General features: G+C 58.5%; 23 protein-coding genes. 5 read left to right on the top strand and 18 right to left on the bottom strand.

Annotation, left to right across the window (positions count from 1 at the left end):
- Positions 1-50 precede the first annotated feature (50 nt).
- The 16 genes from thiL to U5K31_03405 form a co-directional block, all read right to left on the bottom strand.
- A complete protein-coding gene (thiL, locus tag U5K31_03480) occupies positions 51-1,115 on the bottom strand; it encodes a thiamine-phosphate kinase (GenBank protein MDZ7771787.1) in 1,065 nt (354 codons plus the stop codon).
- A gap of 81 nt (positions 1,116-1,196) precedes the next feature.
- Entirely contained in the window at positions 1,197-1,658 is a 462-nt protein-coding gene (locus tag U5K31_03475) for a biopolymer transporter ExbD (protein MDZ7771786.1), read from the bottom strand.
- Between the two features lie 6 nt (positions 1,659-1,664).
- Positions 1,665-2,213 carry a biopolymer transporter ExbD gene (locus tag U5K31_03470; GenBank protein ID MDZ7771785.1) on the bottom strand — a complete coding sequence of 183 codons (549 nt, stop codon included), beginning with the start codon at positions 2,211-2,213 and terminating at the stop codon, positions 1,665-1,667.
- Between the two features lie 17 nt (positions 2,214-2,230).
- Positions 2,231-2,500 (bottom strand): hypothetical protein, encoded by a 270-nt coding sequence (locus U5K31_03465; GenBank protein MDZ7771784.1) that lies wholly within the window; start codon positions 2,498-2,500, stop codon positions 2,231-2,233.
- Between the two features lie 50 nt (positions 2,501-2,550).
- Complete coding sequence (locus U5K31_03460; protein MDZ7771783.1) at positions 2,551-3,153, bottom strand: MotA/TolQ/ExbB proton channel family protein; 603 nt, start codon at positions 3,151-3,153, stop codon at positions 2,551-2,553.
- A 282-nt stretch (positions 3,154-3,435) separates the two neighbouring features.
- On the bottom strand, positions 3,436-5,505 hold the full coding sequence (locus U5K31_03455; GenBank protein MDZ7771782.1) for a cytochrome c biogenesis protein CcdA: 2,070 nt from the start codon (positions 5,503-5,505) through the stop codon (positions 3,436-3,438).
- Between the two features lie 30 nt (positions 5,506-5,535).
- Positions 5,536-5,991, bottom strand: a complete 456-nt coding sequence (gene rplI, locus U5K31_03450) for a 50S ribosomal protein L9 (GenBank protein MDZ7771781.1) — start codon at positions 5,989-5,991, stop codon at positions 5,536-5,538.
- Between the two features lie 29 nt (positions 5,992-6,020).
- A complete protein-coding gene (gene rpsR, locus U5K31_03445) occupies positions 6,021-6,272 on the bottom strand; it encodes a 30S ribosomal protein S18 (GenBank protein ID MDZ7771780.1) in 252 nt (83 codons plus the stop codon).
- Between the two features lie 36 nt (positions 6,273-6,308).
- Positions 6,309-6,698 carry a 30S ribosomal protein S6 gene (gene rpsF / locus U5K31_03440; GenBank protein ID MDZ7771779.1) on the bottom strand — a complete coding sequence of 130 codons (390 nt, stop codon included), beginning with the start codon at positions 6,696-6,698 and terminating at the stop codon, positions 6,309-6,311.
- A gap of 189 nt (positions 6,699-6,887) precedes the next feature.
- On the bottom strand, positions 6,888-8,315 hold the full coding sequence (locus U5K31_03435; protein ID MDZ7771778.1) for an NADH-quinone oxidoreductase subunit N: 1,428 nt from the start codon (positions 8,313-8,315) through the stop codon (positions 6,888-6,890).
- Positions 8,316-8,333: 18 nt separating this feature from the next.
- Positions 8,334-8,627 (bottom strand): 4a-hydroxytetrahydrobiopterin dehydratase, encoded by a 294-nt coding sequence (locus U5K31_03430; protein ID MDZ7771777.1) that lies wholly within the window; start codon positions 8,625-8,627, stop codon positions 8,334-8,336.
- Positions 8,628-8,640: 13 nt separating this feature from the next.
- Positions 8,641-10,365 (bottom strand): NADH-quinone oxidoreductase subunit M, encoded by a 1,725-nt coding sequence (locus U5K31_03425; protein ID MDZ7771776.1) that lies wholly within the window; start codon positions 10,363-10,365, stop codon positions 8,641-8,643.
- Between the two features lie 15 nt (positions 10,366-10,380).
- Complete coding sequence (gene nuoL / locus U5K31_03420) at positions 10,381-12,402, bottom strand: NADH-quinone oxidoreductase subunit L (GenBank protein MDZ7771775.1); 2,022 nt, start codon at positions 12,400-12,402, stop codon at positions 10,381-10,383.
- Between the two features lie 258 nt (positions 12,403-12,660).
- Positions 12,661-12,963, bottom strand: a complete 303-nt coding sequence (nuoK, locus tag U5K31_03415; GenBank protein MDZ7771774.1) for an NADH-quinone oxidoreductase subunit NuoK — start codon at positions 12,961-12,963, stop codon at positions 12,661-12,663.
- On the bottom strand, positions 12,956-13,477 hold the full coding sequence (locus U5K31_03410; GenBank protein MDZ7771773.1) for an NADH-quinone oxidoreductase subunit J: 522 nt from the start codon (positions 13,475-13,477) through the stop codon (positions 12,956-12,958). The genes nuoK and U5K31_03410 overlap by 8 nt, the downstream gene beginning before the upstream one ends.
- 188 nt (positions 13,478-13,665) lie before the next feature.
- Positions 13,666-14,481: an undecaprenyl-diphosphate phosphatase gene (locus U5K31_03405; GenBank protein ID MDZ7771772.1), complete on the bottom strand. Its 816-nt coding sequence runs from the start codon at positions 14,479-14,481 to the stop codon at positions 13,666-13,668.
- Positions 14,482-14,577: 96 nt separating this feature from the next.
- Between U5K31_03405 and U5K31_03400 the strand changes: the two genes are divergently transcribed.
- Positions 14,578-15,585 (top strand): MoxR family ATPase, encoded by a 1,008-nt coding sequence (locus tag U5K31_03400; GenBank protein MDZ7771771.1) that lies wholly within the window; start codon positions 14,578-14,580, stop codon positions 15,583-15,585.
- 217 nt (positions 15,586-15,802) lie between these two features.
- Positions 15,803-16,021 (top strand): hypothetical protein, encoded by a 219-nt coding sequence (locus U5K31_03395; GenBank protein ID MDZ7771770.1) that lies wholly within the window; start codon positions 15,803-15,805, stop codon positions 16,019-16,021.
- Between the two features lie 191 nt (positions 16,022-16,212).
- Here U5K31_03395 and rpsA read toward each other — a convergent pair whose 3' ends face one another.
- Both rpsA and cmk read right to left on the bottom strand, forming a co-directional pair.
- A complete protein-coding gene (gene rpsA, locus U5K31_03390; GenBank protein MDZ7771769.1) occupies positions 16,213-18,600 on the bottom strand; it encodes a 30S ribosomal protein S1 in 2,388 nt (795 codons plus the stop codon).
- Between the two features lie 44 nt (positions 18,601-18,644).
- Positions 18,645-19,304: a (d)CMP kinase gene (cmk, locus tag U5K31_03385; protein ID MDZ7771768.1), complete on the bottom strand. Its 660-nt coding sequence runs from the start codon at positions 19,302-19,304 to the stop codon at positions 18,645-18,647.
- Positions 19,305-19,456: 152 nt separating this feature from the next.
- Here cmk and rpsT point away from each other — a divergent pair, with 152 nt between their 5' ends.
- The 3 genes from rpsT to U5K31_03370 all read left to right on the top strand — a co-directional run bounded on the left by rpsT (position 19,457) and on the right by U5K31_03370 (position 24,210).
- A complete protein-coding gene (gene rpsT, locus U5K31_03380) occupies positions 19,457-19,708 on the top strand; it encodes a 30S ribosomal protein S20 (GenBank protein ID MDZ7771767.1) in 252 nt (83 codons plus the stop codon).
- A 17-nt stretch (positions 19,709-19,725) separates the two neighbouring features.
- On the top strand, positions 19,726-21,246 hold the full coding sequence (gpmI, locus tag U5K31_03375; protein ID MDZ7771766.1) for a 2,3-bisphosphoglycerate-independent phosphoglycerate mutase: 1,521 nt from the start codon (positions 19,726-19,728) through the stop codon (positions 21,244-21,246).
- 276 nt (positions 21,247-21,522) lie between these two features.
- On the top strand, positions 21,523-24,210 hold the full coding sequence (locus U5K31_03370) for an ATP-dependent Clp protease ATP-binding subunit (GenBank protein MDZ7771765.1): 2,688 nt from the start codon (positions 21,523-21,525) through the stop codon (positions 24,208-24,210).
- The last annotated feature ends 19 nt before the right edge of the window (positions 24,211-24,229 follow it).

Raw genomic sequence — 24,229 nt, 5'->3', positions numbered from 1 at the left:
GTACGGGCGGGTAAAAGGTTCCGCGGAACGCGTACATAAACGTGTCCCCCTCACCCCTCCTCTTCCAGGCGCACCGTCTCTCCTTCGGCGGTCTGCATGGTAACGCCCGGTTCGCCGGTAATCTTGCCCACCACCACAAAATCCTCGAACTGTTCGGCCAGCCGCTCCACGTCGCCCTCGGGCAGGGTGAAGAGCATCTCGTAGTCCTCCCCGCCGAAAAGGGCGTACTTGTCGGCCTCTTCCTTCATCTCGTCGGCGACGGTTCGGGTATCCAGGGCTACGGGGAGGGCGGCCTGGTAGACGTAGCAGCCCAGGCCCGACGCTTCGGCCACCTGGCGGAGGCTGGCCACCAGTCCCTGGGACACGTCGGTCAGTGCCCCCGGCATCAGTCCCGTCCGGCCGAAGGCCTCCACCACGTCGCGCCGTGCGACGGGCACCAGCTGGCGACCCACCACGTACTCGTAGTCTTCAAGGTCGGGCTGAAAGGCCTGCTGCTCCCCGTGCTCCTGCCAGAAATCCTTTTCGCGCATCAGGATGCGAAGTCCTGCGATGGCCCCGCCCAGGTCGCCGCTTACGCAGATGGCCTCTCCCTCGGAGGCGCCCGAGCGGTAGCGCACGCGTCCGGCGGGCACGGTGCCCGTAGCGGTAACGCTCAGGTTGAGCAGGCGGTGCGAGGCGCCGAGGTCGCCCCCGGCCACCTGCGTGCCGTACTCCTGCCCCGCAGCGTGGATGCCGCGGTAGATCTCCCGAAGCATGTCCACCGAAAGTTTGTTGGGCACGGCCAGGTTGACCAGCAGCAGGTCGGGCGTACCGTTCATGGCATAGATGTCGCTTACCGCCGCGCTCGCCACCTTGTAGCCCAGGTGATGCAGGGGCGTGTAGGTCAGGTCGAAGTCCACCCCCTCCATGAAGGTTTCCGAGGAGAGCAGCTCGAGGCGTTCGGATTCTGCGGGACCGTCGTCCCCGTCCCCGCCGGTGCGGCGCCGCACCACGGCAGCGTCGTCTCCAGGTCCGGCCTGGAGGGGCGACTCCGGATCAGGACCGTCTTCCAGCAGTTCGTCGATAAGCCGGCTTCGTCCCACTGACTGTATGCTTCGAAAGGAATCGTTTCCCATGGTCTAGCGTGCGCTATAAAGAAAAAAGGCAAGCTGCACCGGGATGCAGTTGCCTTTTTGTCATTGAAGTACGTGTCAGGATCAGTTGCCGCCCGTGTTCACTTCGCGTTTGGTTGAGTAGTTGATGCGCAGTGCGTTGGCGTCGCGCAACTCTTCCTGTATGTCAGTTACGATGCCGGTATTGACCTCTTCGTCTACGCGCAGCGAGACAATGAGCTTGGGCTGCTCCATCAGCTTGTCGTACATCAGCTTCTCGATGGACCCGATGTCCTCGATGATGGCATCGTCAATCTGAATCTCGGTCTCCCCGACCTCGTTGGGACCCAGTTTGAGTGGACCCACATAGATGTAGGAGATAAGGCGCTTCTGTTCGATTTTTTCGATGTTTTCAGCCTGGGTAAAGTTGACCCGTACCTTCAAGGTGACCTCGCGAAGCACGGTGGTCACCATGAAGAAGATCAACAGCATGAAAACAATATCCGGCATGGAGGCCGTGGGCACCTCCGTACTGGTGCTGGCGGATTTCTTTTGAAAGTGTCCCATATGGATTTAACCCTCGTCAGGCTCTGCAATTGAAATTTTCTTCGGATAACGGTTCTTGACGGTCTCGTACTGCTCGGAACCTTCATCCCAGAAGCTGAAATCGCGGCCGTACATCTCCTGCGAAGCCTGGTTCCGGAGCTCGTTGTAGGCCCCAATTACCTCATCCAGCATATTGATGTAGATGCGGTAGGGCGTCTGCCGGTGTGTCTTGATGGAGACGATAGCCATGTCGGGCGCTTCGGAGAGGTTGGGATCCTGACCGTTGTTGGTCACGAAATCCTTGACCATCTGCTTCACCTGGGAAATGGCCGTGGGCTCCTCGTCCAGCAGCACCTGTCCCGACTCGTTGACGCTGATGTTGAGCAGGTTCCGCTCCTTGATGGGCGGCGGCTCCACATTCTCGTCAGGGGCGGGCGGCAGGGTGAGTCCTATACCCGTGTCGATGTCGATGGTCGTTACCAGGAGAAAGAAGATAAGCAGCAGGAAGGCGATGTCCGCCAGCGAGGAGCTGGGGATCTCCCCACCGTCCCGGCTCTTGTTCTTTTTGATGATCATGAACATGGCGGGAAAATCTAGATGTTAAAGGTGCTGCGGAAACCTGAAAAGAGAATCATCAGAGCCATGAGGGCCATCATGAAGAGCATGGTGGCCACGCCCGCCTCCGTAATGTCTCCCGTCATGCCGTAGGCGATGCCGAATACGGCGAAGGGAACCAGAAAGGAGGAGATTTTGCGGATGTCCTGATTTCCGTTGATCAGGCTTTTAATTCCAGAGATGACGATAGCAATAGAGCCGATGACAATCAGCCCCCCCGCTATGCCGAGTCCTATCATTGCAGACATAAATGTGACCTTGTTAGCTTGGTTGAAAATTGCGGTTTGGCGAACCGGGCTTACTGTCCGGACGCTCCTCCGCCTCCGCCCTGTTTCATGTCGACGATGGAGTCGATCAGGGTAATGGAGGACTCTTCCATCTCGGCGATCAGACGGTCAATCTTGGAAACGCAGTAGTTGTAACCCACCTGCAGAATAATACCGGCCATCAGTCCGGCGGCGGTGGTCAGCAGAGCAGTCTTAATACCGCCGGCCACCAGGGAGGGTGAGATATCGCCCGCCGTTTCAATGGCGTCGAAGGCCTCGATCATACCTACCACCGTTCCGAGGAAGCCAAGCAGCGGGGCGATGGCGATAAACAGCGACAGCCAGACCAATCCGCGCTCAAGGAAGCTCATTTCAATGGATCCGTAAGCGGAAATGGCTTTCTCGGCCGCTTCTACGCCTTCATCCACACGCATCAGACCAGCCTGGAAAACGGAGGCCACCGGACCGCGGGTTTCGGCGCAAAGGTCCTGCGCGGCGGGAATACCTCCCTCCTGCAGTGCCTCCTGCACGTCCACGATAAATTTACGGGTGTCGATGTCGGCGAGATTCAGGGAAATTACTCGCTCGAGGAAAATGGCCAGACCAAGGATCAAGGCAATGAGCACCGGCCACATAAAGCCACCGCCCTCATTAAACCGTTGAACAATTACGTTAAAAAAGCCTTGGTCAGCTCCAGCTTGAAAAAGAAAAAGAGCTATGGACGATGTCATACGATTACTCCAATTAAATTATCAGGTTATGGATTATAGGGGCTTACAAAGATGCAAAATGATAGTTCATTTCAGGATGAATGTCAAAAGATCAGAACCTGTATCGCCATTTAATTCGACCGTTTATAATCTTTAACAAAGCATCCTGTTGCGGCCGTTCGGCCAATATTACTATAAAATAAGTATTTATGAGCCTGGGTTGCAAGAAAAGGTTGCCCCCCTGTCGGCGCGTTCGCCCAGCAACTCCTTCGGTCCACCTGAAGAGGAAGCCTCCTCAAATCGTGCGAGTCCCCGGTCAAGGAAATCCCGAAAGCGTTCAGGACTGGCCATGCCCGTGTGCTGGATGAGCACCTCTTCAGAGGCGGGATCGATCACCACGTAGGTGGGCAGGGCCACGGTGCCGGTCATCTGCAGCTGGAATTTCTGGCGGGCCAGTCCATGCTGCCCGTCATCGGTGTAGAGCTTTACCTTTTCCATGCGGTCAAAGCGCTGTTGGATTTCAGCCAGGGGAAAGACGTTGGCCTCCATGTCCCTGCAGTTCGTGCAGGTGTAACCGGTGAAGTCGATAAAGATAGGGCGGCCCTCAGCGCGGGCGCGCTCAAGGGAGGCCTGGTAGTCCTCCGACCAGCCCTCATTTTCGATGGCCCCGGCGCCCCCGCCCATCATGGCGAGACTGCGCACCACGCTCACGTCGGACGCCTGTTTGGGCGGAAGCCAGGCGTCCCATATGCCCAGGTTGGCCCCCAGCAGACCGGGAAGCAGGTAGAAACAGAAGAGCAGCATGGGGAGGGCAAGCATGATACGGCCGGCACCCACCTTTTTCTTTTCGGGCTCATGTTTAAGCGTATACACGCCCAGCACGTAGAGGCCGGCCATAAGGAAGATGGCGATCCAGGCGGCGATGGCGAGGGGACGCGAAACGAGTCCCCATCCGAGGACCAGGTCGGCGTTGGACAGAAACTTGACGGCGGCGGCCAGTTCTACGAAGCCCAGCAGTACCTTCACCACGTTCATCCAGGATCCGCTTTTAGGCAGGCTTTCCATCCATCGCGGGAAGAGGGCCAGCACTACAAAGGGGGAGGCAAAAGCGGCTGAAAAGGCGGCCATGCCCACGATGGGATAGAACCACTCCCCGCCGGCGGTGGCCGCCAGCACGCCGCCCACGAAGGGGGCGGTGCAGGAAAAGGAGACGGCGCTGATGGTTAGGGCCATAAATAGCACGCCCAGCAGGCCCGAACTCTCGTTGCTTTGCCGGTTCAGCCAGTTGGTGAGCTGGTGGGGCAGCCGCAACTCGAAAGCCCCCAGCAGGCTGAGGGCAAAGACCACCAGCATGGCTGCAATAAAGAGGTTCACCCAGGGATTGGCCGCAAAGCGGTTGGCCCCGGAGGCCCCTACCAGGAGCGCCAGCAGCGCGCCCATCAAGGTAAAGGTCACCACGATGGCCAGTCCAAAGGCCAGGGCCTGTCCCACAGCACCCCCGCCGGGACCCTCCTTCTGCTTGGTGAAGAAGGAGACGGTAAGCGGGATCATGGGAAAGACGCAGGGCGTCAGCAGCGCGGCGAATCCGGCGCCCAGTGCAATCCAGAGAAAAGAGAAGATACCGCCCGAACCCAGTCCCCCGCTGCGCACGGAACCGCTGTCGCCACCCTGCTGGAGGCTGCCGGATCCCTCCCCGGCAGCAGTCCCGTCCTGCGTGTCTCCTCCCTCCCCTGCCCCCGCAGAAGCGTCATCCATCTCCTCAAATCCCGGCCAGGGCTCGGGAGCCAGGTCGGTCACGGTGATGGGCTGCGCGATCTCTTTGGTGGTTGGCGGCAGGCAGGAGCTGTCATTACAGACCTGGTAGCGCACCTGCAGGCGGATGGTGTTGCTGCCCTCGCTCTGCGAGTTGGGCCGGAAAGCAACAGGAATGGTAAAGGTGGCCTCCTCGGAGTGCCAGCCCAGTTCGGTCTCGAAATTGGGATCGTACTCGATGACGGCCTCCGACTCGCGCACGCTGTCGGTGAGCACCATCTGGGAGCTGGCCGAAGTGAAGGCGGTGGGATAAGGTCCTGCGTCGGGGGGGATGTTTACCGAATAGAGGTGCCAGTTCCCCTCGATGGTGGCCTGCACGGTGACCTCAAAGGATTCGCCGGCGCGCACCGTCTCCGGGGCGGAGGTCACTTCGAAGGAGACGGGACTGGGAATCTGGGCCTCAACAAAAAAGGGAGCCATCGCCATGGCGAGGATCCCCAGGAAAACCGTAAGGCGTTTTTTCATGTCGGTGTGCGAGTGTTGTCGCCCTGCGACCTACTCCTTCACCACCCAGACCTTGATTTGGGACTTCAGATCACCCAGCAGGCTGATGGTGGCGGTGTATTCACCCAGGGAGCTGATGTCCTGATCGAGAGATATCTTACGGCGGTCAATTTCGATATCACGTTCGGCAAGGGCCTCAGCGATATCCTGGTTGGTCACAGAACCGTGAATTTTCTCGTCTTCACCCACCGTAACAGGAATGGTGACCGACGTCGTTTCCAGTCGATCGGCCATATCCTGGGCTTTCTCGACGGTAAGTTCGGCGCGGCGCTCGGCCGTCTCCTTCATCCGCTCGAGCTGTTTCATGGCGCCATCGCTGGCGATCACGGCCTTGCCTTGGGGAATGAGGAAATTCCGCCCGTAGCCGGGCTTTACATCCACAATGTCCCCGGCCTCGCCGAGCTTTTCAACGTCTTCTTTCAGTATTAATTGCATGTACTTGGGCATGGCGGCAGTAAAAAAATTGAAAGCTGGGGTTATCGCATGTTGTCGGCCACATAGGGAATCATCCCCAGGAAACGGGCACGCTTGATGGCCGTGGTGAGCTGGCGCTGAAACTTGGCGCTTGTGCCGGTCACCCGTCGCGGGAGGATCTTACCCTGGTCATTCATGAAGCGCTCCAGGGTGTCGGTTTCCTTGTAATCGATGTATTCGACCCCGGCTTTGGTGAACTTGCACTCCCGGGTCTTGATCTGGCCTTTCTTCGGATGTGATGGATTATTAATCATAGACTTTAAGACTTTTCGACTTTTCGACTTTACAGACTATTCATCGTCATCTTCGCCTTCCTCAGTTTCCTCCTGAAGATCAAGAATGCTGGGTACGGCGCCCTTGCGCTGCAGCTCGCGGTGGCGCATCATCTTGGCGTCGTACTTGAGGGTGAGGTATCGGAGGACTTCGTCATCCAGGCGAAGGGTGCGTTCCAGATCGGCGATGAGTTCACCGGGGGCGCGGAAGTAGCAGTTGACGTAGTAGCCGCTGGTCCGGCCGTCCATTTCATGCTCGAACTTTCGGTTGCCCCAGCGGTCGGTCTCGTCCAACTCGCCGTCGTGGTCACCGATAAACTTCTCGTACCGGTTGACGATTTCGTCGTACTGCTCGTCTTCCAGTACGGGATTCAGAATATAGGTAAGCTCGTAGTAGTTCTTGCTCATGTAGGTAGGTTTCCTGTGGTTGTCTTCCTGGTGAAAACAGCCGCCCCCTTCTCCCGTTTTCTGCCGGGATGCCCGAGGCAGCAGGCAAGCAAAGATAGGCCTTTTGCATTTCAAATCCAATCAAGGAAAACACCCCCGACTTCCCGACTTTTCGACTTTCCGACTTCCCGACTTTCCGACTTTATAGACTTACCAACCCGCATAATACGAGTTAAGCAGGTCAGAAATCTCACCCGGCGCCACCCCAAACCATAGGGTCATGGCGGCCAGCACCAGCAGGGTGCCTTTGAATAGCCATCCCGGCTGAACGAAGGGAACCTCCTTGTGAGGCTCGCGCATGTAGAGGTAGACCATGGGACGCAGGTAATAGTAGACGCTCAGGGCGCTGGCCAGCACGCCCGTAATGGCCAGTCCCACATACCCGGCATTGATAGCTGCGGCAAAGACCAGGTACTTCCCGAAGAAGCCAACCATCGGCGGTATGCCGGCCAGGGAGAAAAGAAAGATGGAGAGCATCACCGCCATGGCCGGGCGCTTGAAGCCCAGGCCGGCGTAGTTGTTTACGTCGGTGAAATCGAGGCCCTGCTGCCGCTCGTAGTAGGCCACGACGCCGAAGGCGCCGATATTCATGATAGAGTAGGCGAAGAGGTAGAAAAGCACGGCGCTGTATCCCTCGGGCGTGCCCGCGGCGAGTCCCACCAGCACGTAGCCGGCATGGGCTACGCTGGAGTAAGCAAGCATGCGCTTGATATTGTCCTGCACCAGTGCGATGAGGTTGCCTGCGATCATGGTCAGCACCGAGATCACCATCAGCAGATTGCCCCAGTCGGCCGTAGAATCCGGGATCATGCGCGAAAGAATAAGTATGAGCGCCACAAAAGTGGCCGACTTGGAGGCGGTGGCCATATAGGCGGTGAGGGTGGTCGGGGTGCCCTGGTAGACGTCCGGGGTCCACATGTGGAAGGGCACCGCGGCAATCTTGAAAAAGAAGCCCGTCAGCAGAAGGCCCGCGCCCGCCACGAAAATAAGATCGCCCGTGGCTGCCGAGGCGATGCCGGCCATGTCGAGGGTGCCCGTGGCCCCGTAGAGCAGGGCCATGCCATAGAGCAGGAAGCCGGTGGAAAAGGCGCCCAGCAGGAAGTACTTGAGAGCCGCCTCCGCTCCTCTTTTCTCCTCGTGCACTATGCCGGCCAGCACGTAGAGGCAGATAGACATCGTTTCGAGTCCCAGGAAGATCATGATCAGGTTATCGGCGGCGGCCAGCCCCAGCATGCCGGTGGTGGCGAAGAGCACCAGGGCGTATACCTCCCCAAAATTATGATCGATGGCGATAAGGTATTCCCGGGAGATGAGCACGCAGAAGAGCGAGGCGAAGAGCACCACGGCCGAACCGAATGCGGCGGTGCCGCCATAGACGATCATCCCGCTGAAAGCCTCCCCCTGTGGACCGAAAAGATCCATTATGCTGAGGACCAGCGCGGCGGCCAGCGCGGTGACCGTCACCCCGAAGATACCCTCGTGGTCGTCTTTGTAGGCGTCGATCATGATGGCGGCCAGGCCGGCCAGGGCCACCACGACGCCCGGGAGGAATGCGTTCAGATCGTGTAGGTAATCCATGCAGCTACGTTATTCAGCTCAGTTGGTGTAGAGCGACTCGATGGCCGCTGCCAGTTTCAGATCCTTTTCGGTCACCTTCCCTCCCGCGTCGTGCGTGCTCAGGGAGATGACCACCGTTTTGTAGACATTATAGATCTCCGGATGGTGCACCTGGTCCTCCGCCTCGAAGGCGATGCGGGTCAGGAAGGCGAAGGCCTCCCGGAAATCCGAAAAGCCGAACTCCCTGGTAAGTTTGTCATCGTCGTGCGACCAACCGGGAAGGCGGTCGCCGATGGCCTCTTGAATCTCGTCTTCGCTGAGGGGTTTTGCCATAACATGTACCTCGTCAGTCGGTTTGCGCTTTGGATTCGTTTGCAGATTCGTTTGCGATGCCGTCGACGCTGCGGTGCTCAGGGCCGCTTTGCGCCTCCCCATCGATGGAGTAACCGCCCGCCTCCTCCGCCATCTGCGGGCTCACGTCGTAAAGGGTGCCGGCCCAGGCAGGGAGTTCATCGGGGGAGGCCGAACGGAGTACGGCCGTGCTTTTGTCACGGGAGGATTCCAGCAGCTGACTCACCTGCGCTTCGGAATACTGGGTGAAGTCCACGGGACGGATGCCAATCCAGATCATGAACACGATCAGCGGTACCATCAGCCCGATCTCGCGGGCGTTCAGGTCGACCAGATTTTTGTTCTCCTCATTGGTTACAGGACCGAACATCACCCGCTGGTACATCCAGAGCATGTAGACCGCGGCCAAAATTACGCCGGTAGCTGCGAAGACGGTCCATGCGTTTTGGGGCAGCACCTCGGAAATGAAGGCGCCGTTCAGAATCAGAAACTCTCCCACGAATCCATTCAGCCCGGGCAATCCGATGGAGGCGAGGGTGGAAATCATGAACACCACGGCAAAGACCGGCATGATTCTGGCAATTCCCCCGAAGTCGGCGATACGTCGGGTGTGGGCGCGGTCGTAGATCATGCCCACCACCAGGAAGAGGGCGCCGGTGGAGAGCCCGTGGTTAACCATCTGTATAAGGGCGCCCTGCACGGCGATGGTGTTGAAGGCGAAGAGGCCCAGCACCACAAAACCGAGGTGGCTGACGGAGGAGTAGGCCACCAGCTTTTTGACGTCTTTCTGAACCATGGCCACCAGCGCACCGTAGATAATGCCCACCACGGCGAGGGTGGCCAGGTAGGGAGCAAAGGTGGTGAAGGCATTGGGAAAAATCGGCAAACAGATGCGCAGCAGCCCGTAGGTTCCCATCTTCAGCATGATGGCCGCCAGCACCACCGAGCCCGCCGTTGGCGCTTCGGTGTGGGCGTAGGGCAGCCAGGTGTGAAAGGGAAAGAGCGGTACCTTGATGCAGAAAGCCAGCGCGAAGGCCAGGAAGAGCCAGGTCTGTTCCACCAGTCCGATGGTGTATTCGGACCCGGACAGGAATCGCCAGTCGGAAGAGAAGCTCACGCCCTCGATGAAGGTGCCCGCGTCGTAGCCCACCCAGATCAGGCCCACCAGCATGATGAGGGAGCCCACCAGGGTATAGAGAAAAAACTTGACGGTGGCGTGAATGCGGCCCTTGCCCCCCCAAATGCCGATAAGAAAGTACATGGGGATGAGAGAGAGCTCGAAGAATACGTAGAAGACAATCAGGTCAAGGGACGCAAATACACCCATGCTGGCCGTCTGCAGCAGAAGGAGCATGGAATAGTAGCCCGGCAGATACTTGGTCACCGACTCCCAGGAGGAGAGAATGACGATGGGTCCCATAAGGGTGGTGAGCATGAAGAGCAGCAGACTGAGCCCGTCCAGTCCCACAAGGTATTTAATGTCCATGCCCTCAATGACCGCGGCGCCCTCGGTCAGGTACTGGACCGTGGCCGAGCCGGCCACGTCGAAGTTGAGCATCAGCGGCAGGGAGAGCCCGAAGACCGCCAGGGTGGCGGCCAGGCTGGTCCACTTGATCGCGCGGTCGCGGCCGGGTCCGGCAGGCGTGAAGCCCTGGATCAGCAGGATGGCGGCAATGCCGGCCAGCGGGAGGTAAATACAGAGATTAAGAATCAGTTCCATGGTGCGCGCTTGCTCTTACAGGATCAGTAGACTGAGTACGATGATCACCCCTATAACCAGGGCGAGGGCGTAGGAGCTGACTACCCCGGTCTGGGTGTAGCGGATGAGGCTGCCGAAGAGCCGCACGATGCCACCCACGGTGTTGACCACTCCGTCCACAATTTTCATGTCGAAGGCGGCGAGTCCCCGGTCCGAAAAGCGTACCAGGGGATTCACCACCACGCCCTCGTAGAATTCGTCCAGGCGGTACTTCTCATTCCAGGTGCGGTAGAGGGCTCCGAAGCGGGTGGCGATCCGCGCATCGGACTCTTCGGTGGCTCCGGCGCCGTACATGCGCCAGGCGGTCCATACGCCGCCCAGAGCCACGGCAACCGAGAGTCCCATAAGCCCCCACTCGGCAGCGTGGGAGAGTCCCAGCACGGCATCGGCATTCACGTTGTGCAGCCAGTTGTGCAGCAGGTTGATGTGCTCCTCCTCGTGGGTGAAGGTGGCCAGCAGGAAATTAGGCACGCCCAGCAGTCCGCCCGCCACCGAAAGTCCTCCGAGGGTCCAGAGAGGTATGGTCATGGAGGGGGGATTCTCGTGCAGATGCTTCTCGGCCCCCTCGGCCCCTTCAATGCGGCCGGGCAGCTTGAAAGGTCCGTTGAAAGTGCCCAGGGTGAGGCGGAACATATAGAATGCGGTCAGGAAGGCCGTGAGAATTCCCACGCCCCAGAGCACGAAATAAAGGGCCCCGGCATATTCGCCGAAGCCGGCGTTAAAGGTGAAGGCCAGGATCTCGTCCTTCGAAAAGAAACCGGCCAGCGGCGGAATACCCGCTATGGCCACCGTCGCCAGCATGAAGGTCCAGTAGGTGGAGGGCATGTACTTTTTGAGCCCGCCCATGTTCCGCATATCCTGCGGATCGAAGTGCACGTCCCGCCCCTCTTCCTCCAGCCCGTGCTCCACGTGTTCCATGGCGTGAATCACCGAGCCGGAACCCAGAAAGAGACAGGCTTTGAAAAAGGCGTGGGTGACCACGTGAAAAATGGCGGCGGTGAAGGCGCCTGAGCCGAGGGCCAGGAACATGTAGCCCAGTTGCGAGACGGTGGAGTAGGCCAGCACCCTCTTGATGTCGTTCTGGGTGAGGGCGATGGTGGCGGCGACCAGCGCGGTGAGCGCCCCGATCACGGCGATAATCATCATGACCTCAGGCGACATCACGAACATGGGCGACATGCGCGAAATGAGGTAGATGCCGGAGGTCACCATGGTGGCCGCGTGAATAAGAGCGGAGACAGGAGTCGGGCCGGCCATGGCGTCGGGCAGCCAGACAAACAGGGGTATCTGCGCGCTCTTGCCGGTGGCGCCGATAAACATCAACAGGCCAATCCAGAACTTCTGGTCGGCGGGAATGGCGTCGAGCGCGGCCAGGATCTCCTCGAAGCGCAGGCTGCCTATATATTGGAAGATCATAAACATGGCGACCAGGAAGGCGAAGTCGCCCACCCGGTTGTAAATAAAGGCCTTCTTGGCGGCGGCCGACTTGGCCATGTCGCTGTACCAGAATCCGATGAGCAGGTAGGAGCAGAGTCCCACGCCTTCCCAGCCCAGGAAGAGCAGCAGCAGGTTGTCCGCCAGTACCAGGTTGAGCATGGCGAAGATGAAGAGGTTCAGGTAGGCGAAAAACTTCCAGTACCCCGGGTCATCCCACATGTAGCCGATGGAGTAGAGGTGGATCAGGAAACCCACGCCCGTCACCACCAGCGTCATCACGATGGAGAGTTGATCCACCTGGTAGGCGATATCCACCGAGAAGCTGCCCGCTTCCATCCAACGGAAAAGGCTCACGTAGAGGGCGTCGGAGCCCTCGCTCATGTTCAGGAAGAACCAGAATGCCGCCACGAAGGGGACGAAGACGGCCAGGTTGGAGATGGTGCCGATAAGAGAGCGGTTGCGCCTCCACGAGGGGGACGAAAGCCCCAGTAATCCGTTAACAAGAAAACCGGCCAGCGGCAAGCCGATAATCAGTACAATAAGCGCTGTAGCAGAGTCCATCTAAGGGAGCGGTTCCGTTACGAGGGTCCTCGAAAAATTTTGCCTCAAAGGTAGCTAATCCATGCTGCTTTCCCAAGGAGAAATTAGCTGATGCCCAAGATATAAAAAGTGGCAAAGAATGTTGAATGGATGATGCTGAGGCCCAAAATGCGGCCTAATGGAAGCGCACGGGCGGGTCGCAGCAACAGACAGAAATCCGGTCCGTTATACCGGCGAATGCCGGGCGCCGGAAAGGCTGGCTTTCGAGCAGCCGTCCGATTACCAGCGTAGCAGGTTTACCTTGCTGATATCCACCGAGAGGTTGTTGCGGAAGATGGCGATGATGATGGCCAGTCCCACCACCGCTTCGGCGGCAGCTACGGCAAGGGCGAAGAAGACGAGGATTATGCCTTCGATATTCCCATAGTAACTGCTGAAAGAGATCAGCGTAAGGTTGACGGCATTCAGCATGAGCTCCACACTCATGAAAATCACGATGGCGTTCTTTCGTACAAGCACGCCTACGATGCCAATGCAAAAGAGCACGGCGCTGAGCGCAAGGAACCAGTCAATGTCAATCATTCTCGGCCTTGGGCTTTATTTTTTGTTGTGCAATGACAAGGGCCCCAACCACGGCGGCTGTCAGCAGGATGGCCGTGATTTCAAAGGGCAGCAGATAGGTGGTGAAGAGCACATCGCCTACCGCTTCCACGGTGCCCACGCTGCTCATTTCGGGCGAAATTTCGGGGAGCACGCCAGCCATGCCGCCCGCGCTGTAAAGAATCTGCGTCAACAGTGCCACGCCCAGCAGAAATGCCACAAAATAGCGGGCCCGGAAGCGATTGAAAAGCGACTTCTCGGCATCCAGGTTCAACAGCATGATGACAAAGAGAAAGAGTACCATGATGGCACCGGCGTAGACCAGGATCTGTATGACGGCCAGGAACTGTGCCTCCAGCAGCAGGTAGATACCCGCCAGGGAGACCATATTGAGCACCAGGAAAAGGGCGCTGTTGACCGTGTTTCGGCTGATGACCATGCCCAGTGCCGAGGCTATGGCCAGCAGGGCCAGGAAGATAAATACGTAGGTGACCATATCTCCGGTTTAAATTAAGGCTCCAAAACTATGTAAAAGTCTGAAAGTCTGAAAGTCTAAAAAGTCTTAAAGTCTAATAAGTCAGAAAGTCGTAAAGTCGTGGAGTCCGAAGGTCCACCGACTTTTTGACTTCCCGACTTCTGGACTTTTCGACTTTAATTAGACTTTTGGACTATACATCTTCGCTATCAAGCGAAGATGTATAGTCCAAAACCCCCAAGCGCCCAACAGTACCAGGCAAAGGGATGGATTCCGCGGGTCTTCAACAGGATAATCAGGTATTTCAAGGCGAAGTAGCCCGAGACAAAAGCTGTCAGAAAGCCTACGGTCAACGCGCCCAGCGCGGCAGAATCCACGCCCGCCTGCGCCAGCCCGACTACCTCCACCAGCATGGCGCCGGCGATCACAGGAATCACCATCAGGAAGGAAAAATTGGCCACTTCCTCCCTCTTGATGCCCAGGCCGAGTCCCAGCGAGATGGTGGTTCCGGAGCGGCTCACCCCGGGCAGGATGGCAAAGGCCTGGGCCACGCCGATGGCCAGCGCACTGCCGGAGCCCAGGCGGTTGGGGAAACTGCTGCGGAAGCGTGTGGCGAACAGGATAGTGCCGGTGACCAGCAGCATGACCGAGACGGGAAAGGGAGCCAGGAAGACATCCTCAATGGTATCTTTCAGGGTAAGTCCCACAATAAGAGCGGGAACCATGCTCAGCAAAATGAAACCGGCCATACGCACGTTAGGATCATACCCCTCCTCCCCTTTGGCCGAGGAGGGATCGCGCAGCGCGTCCCAAAGCGAGACCGCCATCTCCGCCAGGGTGGTGCGGTAGTAGAGCAGGATACTGCAAAGGGTCCCGAAGTGCACCACTACCTCAAAGGTGATGCTGCGATCGAGATCGTCCTCCAGAAGGGCGCCGGCCAGTACCAGGTGTCCGGATGAGCTGATGGGCAGAAATTCGGTGAGGCCCTGGATCAGTCCCAATAAGAAAGAATCTATGATCTCCATTTGTTACCTTTGGTGCCTGCCGGCGGCAGGCGGTTGTTTTTCACGCGCCGGAAAATAGTCAAATGCAGAACAAATTATAAAACTCATACGCACGCCATGGATACATCCCCAGCGACGGTCGACATGCAGGAGCTCGGCGAAAAGATTGAGAAGTCGAGCGCCTTCATCGATGAGATTTACCAGGAACTTGACAAGGTAATTGTCGGGCAAAGGTATATGATCGACCGGCTGCTTATCGGCCTGTTGGCCGACGGCCACGTGCTGCTGGAGGGCGTGCCCGGGCTCGCCAAGACCCTCACGGTCTCCTCCCTGGCACAGGTGATCAGCACCAAGTTTCAGCGACTGCAATTCACCCCCGATCTACTGCCGGCCGACCTGATCGGCACACTCATATACAACCAGAAGGAGGCCGAGTTTACCGTCAAGAAAGGCCCCATCTTCGCCAATATCATCCTTGCCGACGAGATCAACCGCTCCCCGGCCAAGGTTCAGAGCGCCCTGCTGGAGGCCATGCAGGAACTGCAGGTAACCATCGGCGAGAATACCTTCGAACTGGATGAGCCCTTTCTGGTGCTGGCCACGCAGAACCCCATCGAGCAGGAAGGCACCTATCCCCTGCCCGAAGCACAGGTGGACCGCTTCATGATGAAGATTGTCATCGACTATCCCACCGAAAAGGAAGAGCTTGAGATCATGCGCCGGCAGGCACGTACCGGACGCAAGGAGAAGCTCAATCCCGTCATCACGCCTGAAAGGGTGCTCGAGGCGCGCAAGGTGGTCAACGAGATCTACATCGACGAGAAGGTGGAGCAGTATATCGTCGACCTTATTTTCGCCACCCGCGATCCTGCGAGCTACGAAATGGAGGATCTGGCCGAGCTGATTAATTTCGGGGCCTCTCCCCGCGCTTCCATCAATCTCAACCTGGCTTCGCGTGCACGCGCCTTTATGGAACACCGTGCCTACGTAACCCCCGAAGACGTGCGGACCATCGCGATGGACGTGCTGCGCCATCGCGTTATTCCCACCTTTGAGGCCGAAGCCGAGGAGATTAGCTCCGAAGACCTGGTCGAGACCATTCTCTCCACCGTCCAGGTTCCTTGATCCCCGGCTCCTCCTGGCGACCATTTTTTTGTCCCGGATGGAATCCCCGGACAGTAATATTGGTTTTGGTTGTGGAACAAATAAGGATAAATAGAGTGAATACTACAAGAACCACCTGTAAATACAGTTGTTTTATTGTTAGATTCACTCTTTCTTACAACCGACTTCTATAAAGACAGCAAAAACAATGAAGATTAATATCGTATCCCGTGACGACGTGAGTGTATCAAAGAAAAGTTCTTCCAAATACCAACCTCTACTGGAGGCCGTCAAGAAACTGGAAAAGGGCGGCAAGGCCCTTGAAGTAAAATTCAAGGACGACTCCGAGCTCAACTCCATGCGCAATGTAGTGTACAACTACAACAAGGAGACCGGCAGCAAAGTAAAAAGCAGCAAGCATCCCAAGGAGAAGGTCGTCTACTTCTACAAAGAGTAACCGTATTAGACCTGAACTCCTTTAACGCCTGCCCGTCGTTCCGGTCCCACCGGGCCGTACCAACGCGACGGGATTTTGGCGTTTGGCACCCCACCTGTAAAACAGAAAACCCCTGCCCCGGACCGTAACGCCGCATGGCGGCACGGTTCGAAGCAGGGGTTCTGCTTTATCGTTGAAAAGGGCCGGGAGGTTTATTCCTCCTCGTCGCCCTCTCCAGACTTCTTGTCCTTCGGCTCTTCCTCGGCTTCGGGTTCTTCCTCAGCTTCGGGCTCCTCCTCGGCTTCGGGCTGTTCGTCAGCTTCGTCGGCATCTTCCGACGCCTCCTCCTGCTTCTCAGCCTTCGCCTCTTCGGATTCTGCCTCTTCGGCTTGCGCCTCGGCCTTCTTCCTGGCAGCCTCTTCGGCCTCCTCAGCCTCCTTCTCCTTGGCCTCCATCTGTTCCTTGAGGTCGGCCAGGCCGGACATCTCGCCCAGGGTGGGTGTGCCCGTCTGTGTCGAAGGCTCGCCTGAGCGGGACTTCTTGCTGCCGCCTCCGCCTCCGTCGCCGCTGCCACCGCGCTCTTTACGGGAAGAGTCGATATTCTCGACGTCCTCCTCGCGGCGGCTTAGGGTAATGTTCTTATTGCTCTCGTCGAGCTCGATCACCCAGGCCTTGACGGTGTCGCCGTCCTCGAAGTGCTCGGAGGGTGTGCCCTCCTCGCCGATCTTGCTGGCCGGAACGAAGCCCTCGAGCTCATGCGGCAGTTCCACAAAGAGTCCTTTGTCGGTGACCTTCGTGACCTGCCCTTCCACTTCGGCGGTGAGGCCGTACTCGCGGCCGAAGAGTTTCCAGGGGTTGTCCTCGATCTGCTTGTGACCGAGGGTGATACGGCGGTTTTCGAAATCGATGGCCAGGATGATCACCTCGATCTCCTGGTCCTTGTCGATTATTTCGTTCGGATGGTTGATCTTTTCGGTCCAACTCAGGTCGGAAATATGGACCAGCCCGTCGATGCCGGGTTCCAGCTCCACGAAGACACCGAAGTTGGTAAGGTTGCGCACGGTGCCGGAGTGCCGGGAGCCCACGGGGTAGCGCTTGTCGATCTCCTCCCACGGATCGTTCTCAAGCTGCTTGACACCCAGGGAAATCTTCTTCTCGGGGGCGTTCACGTTCAGCACCACGCACTCGATGATGTCGTCCTTCTGCACCAGCTGCGAGGGGTGCTTGATGTGCTGGGTCCATGACATTTCGGAAATGTGGATGAGTCCCTCGATCCCTTTCTCCAGCTCTATGAAGGCACCGTAATCGGTGATGGATACCACCCGGCCCTGCACCTTCATGTTCTCGGGATACTTCAGGTCTATCTCGTCCCACGGATGCGGCTGGAGCTGTTTGAGACCCAGCGAGACGCGTTTGGTCTCCTCGTCGTAGTCGATGACCGCGACGTTCATGCGCTGGTCCAGCGAGACAATCTCGTCGGGATGCTCCACGCGGCCCCATGAGAGGTCGGTGATGTGCAGCAGGCCGTCCACGCCTCCAAGGTCGATGAAGACCCCGAAGTCGGTAATGTTCTTGACAAGGCCCTCCAGCACCTGACCCTCCTCGATGGTGGCCAGGATCTCCTTGCGCTGCTCCTCAAGGTCGGATTCGATGAGGGCGCGGTGAGACACCACCACGTTCTCAGCCTGCATGTTGAGCTTGACCACCTGAAATTCCATGGTCTTGCCCACATATGCGTCAAAGTCGCGTACGGGACGCACATCGATCTGGGAGCCTGGCAGGAAGGCGTCAATGCCCATGATCTCGGCCACCATGCCGCCTTTGATGCGGCGCTGGATGGTGCCCTCCAGAACCTCACCGGTATCGGAGGCGCGTTCGATGGTCTCCCAGGCCTGCAATATGTCGGCCTTTCGTCGGGACAGGATCAGCTGGCCCTCCTGGTCTTCCACCTTGTCGAGGAATACTTCCACCTCGTCGCCGGGGGCCAGATTCTCGACCGTTTCGTTGGGAAATTCGTTGACGGAGATAAGTCCCTCGGACTTGAAGCCGATATCCACGACCACATACTTTTCGTCGACGGATACCACGCGTCCGGTAACGATCTCCTTCTCTTCAATCTCGTTCAGCGTGTTCTCATACATCGACTCGAGCTGGTGATACTCCTCGTCGGTGTAGTCTTCGGACGCCGCCTGCAGCTCGTCGAAGGTATAGACTTTATCGTCCATCTCACCGGTAAAGGCGGCCACCTGCTCTTCGGTCACCTGTTGAAGGTCTTCAGCGGTGGTAGCCTCCACATCTGCGCCCTTGGGCTGGATGGCATCGGCCTCCTCGCTCACCTCAATGGGCTGGTCGTCCGTGCCGGCGGTCTCGCCAGCGCCTTCAGACCCGCCGTCATCGGCGGCATCGTCGGTGTCGGCAGTCTGGGCGGTTTCGGGTGTATCCCCGGATTCTTCCGCCGCGTCGCCGGTCTCATCGGCCTCATCGGCCTCGTCAGTCTGTCCGGTCTGTGCCGAGGTTTCCTCTTCGGTTACCTCGGTGGCGGCTTCCTGCTGGGATTCGGAATTCTGCTGTTGTTCTTCTTGCTTAAGATCTTCGGTCATTTTCGGTTTTAGTTGGCATTACCGCGCGGCCAAGGGCCGCGGGATTAGGGTTGGGGTTTGTTAAGCTGGTTTATTAATGAACAAATACGGTCGACCTGTTGTTCGAAGGTCGAATCCGTGGTGTCGATCTCCACGGCGTCGTCCGCCTTGCGCAGCGGATCGGATACGCGGGCCGCATCGCGGTGGTCGCGCTCCCGTATGTTTTCAAGTATATCCTGGTAGTCCGTCTCCGGGTGCTTCTGCTTCATCTCCCGGTAGCGCCGGCGGGCGCGCTCCTCCACATCCGCCGACATAAAAATCTTCAGCGCGGCGTCGGGAAAGACCGCCGTGCCCAAATCGCGTCCCTCGGCAATGTAGACGTCTTCGGCCACCCTCCGTCGCATCAGTTTATTTACATGCTCGCGCACGCGAGGCATGGCAGCCACCTCGCTCACAGAGCGGGTGACTTCGGGAGTGCGTATTTCAGCAGTGCGATCGCGGCCGCCTGCCAGCACCCGAAAGCCGTCCCCGTACGTAAAGTCGAGGGGTTGCCGGTCCAGTTTTCGAAAGAACGTTTCCCGGTCACCCTGCGACTCCAGGTAAAGCAGCGTGGCCGCCCGGTAGAGGGCGCCGGAGTCGAGGTACCGGATATCCATTTTCTGCGCCACGGCGCGGGCCGTTGAACTTTTGCCCGACCCCGCCGGGCCGTCAATTACGATAACCATAATGGAAAGTCTCTCAAATTACTTGTCTTTCGGTAAATTTTCAATGTTTTCTTGTTTAATGATTTCAGAAATTTTAACTTTGAAGTCTATCCGCAGGCGGAAAGATGATACAAAGAATTCTGAATAACCGATAAGGTTTATCCTCGACGTTTATGCCACAGCACCAATCAGCAAAAAAGCGTGTTCGCCAGAATGAAAAGCGCCGCCAGCATAACCAGGCGCAGCGTTCCAAGATGAGGACCATGGTCCGTAAAGTCCTCGAGGAGGACGACAAGGAGAAAGCTGAGGAGTACCTCAAGGACGCCATCTCCGTGCTGGACCGCTATTCTCAGAAGGGTCTTCTTCACCCCAACAACGCAGCCCGCAAGAAGTCGAAGCTCACCAGGCACGTCAATAACCTTTAAACCAGCGCCCGGACGCCTTGGACTCCCCCTCTTCCAAAGCGCTCCTGGTCATCCTGGACGGCTACGGGATTGCCGAGCATCCCGAGGTCAGCGCCATCGACCGGGCCGACACCCCCTTTCTTGACCACCTCTTCGTCTCCGCGCCCCATGCGCGTCTCTCAGCCAGCGGAACCGACGTGGGACTGCCCGAAGGTCAATTCGGCAACTCCGAGGTGGGACACCTCAACATCGGAGCGGGTCGCATCGTCTGGCAAGAGCTCAGCCGCATCAACCGCGCCATAGCTGACGGAACTTTCTACCGTAACGAGGTGCTCGTCAATGCCATGGAGAAGGCGTCCGAACGGGGTCGCCTGCATATTATGGGACTTTTTTCGGAGGGTGGCGTGCATTCCCACAACGACCACCTCTTCGCCTTGCTGGAACTCGCCCGCCGCCACGAGGTGGACCGCGCCCTCGTGCATGCCTTCACCGACGGACGCGACACCGCCCCCCGGGCCGGCGCCGACTATATGCGCACCTTCCAGCAGCGCAGCCGCGAGATCGGATTGGGGACCATCGCTTCCATCGTGGGACGCTACTTCGCCATGGACCGCGACGAGCGCTGGGATCGCACTCGCGCCGCATACGATCTGCTGGTCCGCGGGAATGGCGAACCTTTCGAAGACCCGGCTGAAGCCCTCGAGCATCGCTATGCCAGCGGGGAGACCGACGAGTTCATCCGGCCGATGGTACGCGCCGGCCTGGAAGACGGGCGTATTCGCGAGGGCGATGTGGTGGTCTTCTATAATATACGCGGCGATCGCGCGCGCCAGCTCACGCGCGCTTTCCTGCAGGAGAATCTCGAAGCTTTCCCGGCAGAGGACCTGAAGCCCCACTACTGCACCTTCACCCGCTACGACGATGACTTTGAGAAAGCGCAGGTGGCCTTTCCACCCGCCGCCATCCCCAATACCCTCGGCGAGACCGTCAGCCGCCGCCACCTTCGTCAGCTGCGCATTGCCGAAACCGAGAAGTATGCGCATGTGACCTACTTTTTCAACGGAGGCGAGGAGGATCCGTACCAGGGCGAGGAACGCATTCTCATTCCCAGTCCCCACGTGGCCACCTACGACTTGAAGCCTGAGATGAGCGCCCCTGAGGTAGCCGACGCCCTCTGTTCGCAGCTCATCACCGAAAAGCACCACCTGGCCGTTCTCAACTTCGCCAACCCCGACATGGTGGGACACACCGGCGTGATGGAGGCGGCCGTCCGCGCCGTGGAGACGGTGGATACCCAGCTTGAAAAGGTGGTAACCGCCGCACGTGAACACGGATACAAGGTGCTCATCATAGCCGACCACGGCAACGCCGACTGCATGGTGCAGGAGGACGGCTCTCCGCACACCGCGCACACCTGCGCACCCGTTCCCGTGCTGCTCCTCGGGGAGGGCGAAGGAACCCGTCTCCGCGACGGTATCCTGGCCGACGTCGCCCCCACCCTGCTGAAAATGATGGGACTGGAAGCGCCTGCGGAGATGACGGGGAAGCCCTTGTTTTAAATGTCTTTGTCCTGCGGCCGGCCTCTCCGGCCATCCATTGCATGGTCTCCCTGAATTGCCTTTCATACGGTTTAAAGCGCCCCATTCGGTGCCGCTTACCCACTCGGGACGGGGCGCCGAAAGCCCGGCGTCGGGAAGCACCGGGAGCACGCCATCGGGCTTGCTTTTGCACAGAGCCAATACTACTTTCGATGGGGAAAGGTGAACTAAAGAACACTCCCACTCGTTACACACGGGTACGAACGACCCCAAATTTTTTCAGAAGCAACAGACTCTATGGAGGGCAATTTTTCCAGCAAGGTTCGTGATGTCATACAGTTCAGCCGCGAGGAGGCGCTGAGGCTGGGTCACGATTATATCGGCACGGAACACCTGATTTTGGGTATCGTCCGTCTCGGCGAAGGTGTAGCCATCAAGATCCTCAAGAACCTCAACTGCGACCTCTACAAGCTGAAAAAAACCGTGGAGGACACCGTCCGAGGAACCGGGGGATCGGTCACCGTGGGCAATATCCCCCTCACCAAGCAGGCCGAAAAGGTACTGCGCATCACCTATCTGGAAGCCAAGCTCTACAAGAGCGACACCATCGGCACCGAACATCTGCTGCTGTCCCTGCTCCGCGACGACGAGAATATCGCCGCGCAGATCCTACAGCAGTTCAACGTATCCTACGACTCCGTCCGCGAAGAGCTGGACTTGATTATTTCCGGCAAATCACCTGACGAAGATCATCAGGATGCACGATCCGTATCCTCCAGCCTTTCCTCATCCTCGAAAGGTGGACAATCGTCTGGAAGCTCCAGGGAGAAGAAAATGGACAAATCAAAAACGCCCGTACTCGACAACTTCGGCCGCGACTTGACACAGCTGGCCGAGGAAGGCAAGCTCGATCCGATCATCGGACGCGAAAAGGAAATTGAACGCGTGGCCCAGGTTCTGAGCCGCCGCAAGAAAAACAACCCCGTACTCATCGGCGAGCCCGGGGTGGGCAAGACCGCCATCGCCGAGGGACTCGCCTCCCGTATTATCGAGCGCAAGGTGTCCCGCGTGCTCTATGACAAGCGTGTGATCGCCCTCGACCTGGCTGCCCTGGTGGCAGGCACCAAGTACCGCGGACAGTTCGAAGAGCGGATGAAGGCCGTGATGGGCGAGTTGGAGAAAACCGAGAACGTCATTCTCTTCATCGACGAGCTGCACACCATCGTGGGCGCCGGCGGCGCCAGCGGATCACTGGACGCCTCCAACATGCTCAAGCCGGCCCTGGCCCGCGGCGAGGTGCAGGCCATCGGCGCCACCACACTGAACGAATACCGACAGTATATTGAAAAGGACGGCGCGCTGGAGCGCCGCTTCCAGAAGATCATGGTCGATCCCACCACCCCGGAGCAGACCGTCGAGATTCTTACGCAGATCAAGCCCAAATACGAGAAACACCACAGCGTCAGCTATTCCGAAGAGGCCATCCAGGCCTGCGTGAAGCTGACCGACCGCTACGTCACCGACCATTTCCTGCCGGACAAGGCCCTGGACGCTCTCGACGAGGCCGGGGCCCGCGTACACCTCTCCAACATCCATGTGCCGCAGAACATCCTGGACCTGGAGGAGGAGATCGACGCCACCAGCCAGGAGAAGAACGCCATGGTCAAGAAACAGCGTTTTGAGGAGGCCGCGCGCCTGCGCGACAAGGAGAAGCGCCTCAGCGAAGAACTCGACCAGGCCCAGAAGGAGTGGGAAAAGGAGGCCGAAGACATCGTATTCGACGTGTCCGAAGAGGATGTGGCCGAAGTGGTGGCCATGATGAGCGGCGTGCCCGTCAACAAGATCAGCCAGAGCGAGGGCAAGAAGCTCCTCAAGATGAAGGAGGAGCTGGGCAAGGAGATCATCGGCCAGGACGAGGCCATCGTGAAACTCACCAAGGCCATCCAGCGCACCCGCGCCGGCCTGAAGGACCCCACCCGCCCCATCGGCTCCTTCATCTTCCTGGGTCCCACAGGCGTGGGCAAGACCGAAACCGCCAAGGTGCTCGCGCGTTACCTCTTTGACCAGGAGGACACCCTCATTCGCATCGACATGAGCGAATACATGGAGAAGTTCTCCGTCTCACGACTGGTCGGGGCCCCTCCCGGCTACGTGGGCTACGAGGAGGGCGGAATCCTCACCGAAAAAGTGCGGCGCAAACCCTACAGCGTAATCCTGCTGGACGAGATCGAAAAGGCCCACCCCGATGTCTTCAACATCCTGCTGCAGGTGCTGGACGACGGCATACTTACCGACAGCCTGGGCCGCAAGGTGGACTTCCGCAACACCATTATCATCATGACCTCCAACATCGGTGCCCGCGACATCCGCAGCATGGGCAAGGGCATCGGCTTCAGCAGCGGATCCACCTACGACTACGAGCAGATGAAGTCGACGGTACAGGACGCCCTCAAGAAGGTGTTTAACCCCGAGTTCCTGAACCGCATTGACGATGTCATCACCTTCCGCGCCCTCGAGCAGGATGACATCTACAAGATCATCGACCTGATGGCCGACGATCTTTTCGAACGCATCCGCGAGCTGGGCTACACCATCGAGATCACCAAAGGCGCCAAAGACTTCCTCAGCGACAAGGGCTTCGACCAGAAGTACGGGGCGCGTCCCCTCAAACGGGCCATCCAGAAGTATGTGGAGGACCCGCTGGCCGAGGAGCTGCTGGAGAACGAGCATGCCGACGGCACCACCATCAAGATCAAGATGAACAAATCCCGCGACGGCATCACCTTCGGATGGGACGAGCCCGAGAACGCCGGCGACGAGGGCGACACGGAGGCCTCCTCCGGCGACGACTCCGGATCCTCTGGCTCTTCCTCCTCTACGGGCTCCGGCTCGTCGGGCGGAAGCGCCTCGACCTCCGCCGGCGGTGCGACTGCAGGGGGCGGACGCAAAGCCTCCGAATCAAAGTCTGAAAGCCACCAAGTCTAACTAACTAAGTCTAATAAGT

It is taken from the genome of Balneolaceae bacterium (assembly GCA_034521445.1).
GTDB lineage: Bacteria > Bacteroidota > Rhodothermia > Balneolales > Balneolaceae > JAXHMM01.
This window is presented reverse-complemented; position numbering and strand designations above follow the sequence as displayed.

Bases quoted from the DNA above. Each gene is read 5' to 3' on its own strand.
- thiL (MDZ7771787.1), bottom strand. From the start codon at position 1,115: ATGGGAAACGATTCCTTTCGAAGCATACAGTCAGTGGGACGAAGCCGG.
- U5K31_03475 (MDZ7771786.1), bottom strand. From the start codon at position 1,658: ATGGGACACTTTCAAAAGAAATCCGCCAGCACCAGTACGGAGGTGCCC.
- U5K31_03470 (MDZ7771785.1), bottom strand. From the start codon at position 2,213: ATGATCATCAAAAAGAACAAGAGCCGGGACGGTGGGGAGATCCCCAGC.
- U5K31_03465 (MDZ7771784.1), bottom strand. From the start codon at position 2,500: ATGTCTGCAATGATAGGACTCGGCATAGCGGGGGGGCTGATTGTCATC.
- U5K31_03460 (MDZ7771783.1), bottom strand. From the start codon at position 3,153: ATGTGGCCGGTGCTCATTGCCTTGATCCTTGGTCTGGCCATTTTCCTC.
- U5K31_03455 (MDZ7771782.1), bottom strand. From the start codon at position 5,505: ATGAAAAAACGCCTTACGGTTTTCCTGGGGATCCTCGCCATGGCGATG.
- rplI (MDZ7771781.1), bottom strand. From the start codon at position 5,991: ATGCCCAAGTACATGCAATTAATACTGAAAGAAGACGTTGAAAAGCTC.
- rpsR (MDZ7771780.1), bottom strand. From the start codon at position 6,272: ATGATTAATAATCCATCACATCCGAAGAAAGGCCAGATCAAGACCCGG.
- rpsF (MDZ7771779.1), bottom strand. From the start codon at position 6,698: ATGAGCAAGAACTACTACGAGCTTACCTATATTCTGAATCCCGTACTG.
- U5K31_03435 (MDZ7771778.1), bottom strand. From the start codon at position 8,315: ATGGATTACCTACACGATCTGAACGCATTCCTCCCGGGCGTCGTGGTG.
- U5K31_03430 (MDZ7771777.1), bottom strand. From the start codon at position 8,627: ATGGCAAAACCCCTCAGCGAAGACGAGATTCAAGAGGCCATCGGCGAC.
- U5K31_03425 (MDZ7771776.1), bottom strand. From the start codon at position 10,365: ATGGAACTGATTCTTAATCTCTGTATTTACCTCCCGCTGGCCGGCATT.
- nuoL (MDZ7771775.1), bottom strand. From the start codon at position 12,402: ATGGACTCTGCTACAGCGCTTATTGTACTGATTATCGGCTTGCCGCTG.
- nuoK (MDZ7771774.1), bottom strand. From the start codon at position 12,963: ATGATTGACATTGACTGGTTCCTTGCGCTCAGCGCCGTGCTCTTTTGC.
- U5K31_03410 (MDZ7771773.1), bottom strand. From the start codon at position 13,477: ATGGTCACCTACGTATTTATCTTCCTGGCCCTGCTGGCCATAGCCTCG.
- U5K31_03405 (MDZ7771772.1), bottom strand. From the start codon at position 14,481: ATGGAGATCATAGATTCTTTCTTATTGGGACTGATCCAGGGCCTCACC.
- U5K31_03400 (MDZ7771771.1), top strand. From the start codon at position 14,578: ATGGATACATCCCCAGCGACGGTCGACATGCAGGAGCTCGGCGAAAAG.
- rpsA (MDZ7771769.1), bottom strand. From the start codon at position 18,600: ATGACCGAAGATCTTAAGCAAGAAGAACAACAGCAGAATTCCGAATCC.
- cmk (MDZ7771768.1), bottom strand. From the start codon at position 19,304: ATGGTTATCGTAATTGACGGCCCGGCGGGGTCGGGCAAAAGTTCAACG.
- rpsT (MDZ7771767.1), top strand. From the start codon at position 19,457: ATGCCACAGCACCAATCAGCAAAAAAGCGTGTTCGCCAGAATGAAAAG.
- U5K31_03370 (MDZ7771765.1), top strand. From the start codon at position 21,523: ATGGAGGGCAATTTTTCCAGCAAGGTTCGTGATGTCATACAGTTCAGC.